Annotated in this window: 2 protein-coding genes; both read left to right on the plus strand. The window is 68.2% G+C overall.

Translation table 11 applies throughout. The features are described 5' to 3' along the window. A partial coding sequence (locus NUV79_RS25165) for an electron transfer flavoprotein subunit beta/FixA family protein (RefSeq protein ID WP_257735806.1) occupies positions 1 to 711 on the plus strand: 711 nt, incomplete at its 5' end. Beyond that, positions 711 to 1,312, plus strand: a 602-nt coding sequence (locus NUV79_RS25170; protein ID WP_374679333.1) for an electron transfer flavoprotein subunit alpha/FixB family protein, incomplete at its 3' end; no start/stop codon positions are given. The genes NUV79_RS25165 and NUV79_RS25170, both read left to right, overlap by 1 nt.

Below are 1,312 nucleotides of genomic sequence, written 5' to 3' on the forward strand. Positions count from 1 at the left end.
TACAACGTGAAGATCCGCGTGAAGGCGGACGGTTCCGGCGTCGAGCTCGCCAATGTGAAGATGTCGATGAACCCGTTCGACGAGATCGCGGTCGAAGAGGCGCTGCGCCTCAAGGAAGCCGGCAAGGCGACCGAGGTGGTGGTGGTCTCGATCGGCCCGGCGCAGGCGGCCGAGACGATCCGCACCGGCCTCGCCATGGGCGCCGACCGCGGCATCCTGGTCAAGGTCGACGGCATCGTCGAGCCGCTCGCCGTCGCCAAGCTCCTGAAGAAGGTCGTCGAGCAGGAGGCCCCGGGCCTCGTCGTCCTCGGCAAGCAGGCGATCGACGACGACTGCAACCAGACCGGCCAGATGCTCGCCGCCCTGCTCGGCTGGGGCCAGGGAACCTTTGCCTCCAAGGTCGAGCTTGGCGCGGACAGCGTCGACGTCACCCGCGAGGTCGATGGCGGCCTGCAGACGGTGTCGCTCAAGCTGCCGGCGATCGTCACCACCGATCTGCGCCTCAACGAGCCGCGCTATGCCTCGCTGCCCAACATCATGAAGGCGAAGAAGAAGCCGCTCGACGAGACCACGGCCGAGGCGCTCGGCGTCGATGTCGCGCCGCGCCTCAAGGTTCTGAAGACGGTCGAGCCCGCCGGCCGCTCCGCCGGCGTCAAGGTGGCCAATGCCGCCGAACTCGTCTCCAAGCTCAAGACCGCCGGGGTGATCTGATGACCACGCTGCTGATCGCCGAACACGACAACGCCTCCATCAAGGACGCCACCGCCAAGGCGCTGACCGCCGCCGCCAAGCTCGGTGCGCCCGTCCACATCCTCGTCGCTGGTGAGGGCGCCAAGGGCGCGGCCGATGCGGCTGCGAAGCTCGCCGGTGTCGAGAAGGTACTGCTCGCCGATGACGCGATTTACGGCCACGCGCTGGCCGAGCCGCTTGCCGCGCTGATCGTCAAGCTCGCGGGCAACTACGACGCCATCGTCGCGCCCTCGACCACGACCGGCAAGAACGTGCTTCCGCGCGTCGCCGCCCTGCTCGACGTGATGCAGGTCTCGGATGTCAGCGGCATCGTCTCGCCCGACACCTTCGAGCGCCCGGTCTATGCCGGCAACGCCATCCAGACCGTGCAGTCGACCGACGCCAAGAAGCTCTTGACCATCCGCACCGCCTCCTTCGCGGCAGCGGGCGAAGGCGGCTCGGCCGCGGTCGAGAGCGTCTCGGCTGCGGAAAATCCCGGCAATTCGTCCTTCAAGGGCGAGGAGGTCGCGAAGTCCGACCGTCCGGAGCTGGCCTCGGCCAAGATCATCATCTCGGGCGGCCG

The sequence above is a fragment of the Allobosea sp. 47.2.35 genome, from assembly GCF_024655635.1.
Classification (GTDB): Bacteria; Pseudomonadota; Alphaproteobacteria; order Rhizobiales; family Beijerinckiaceae; genus Allobosea.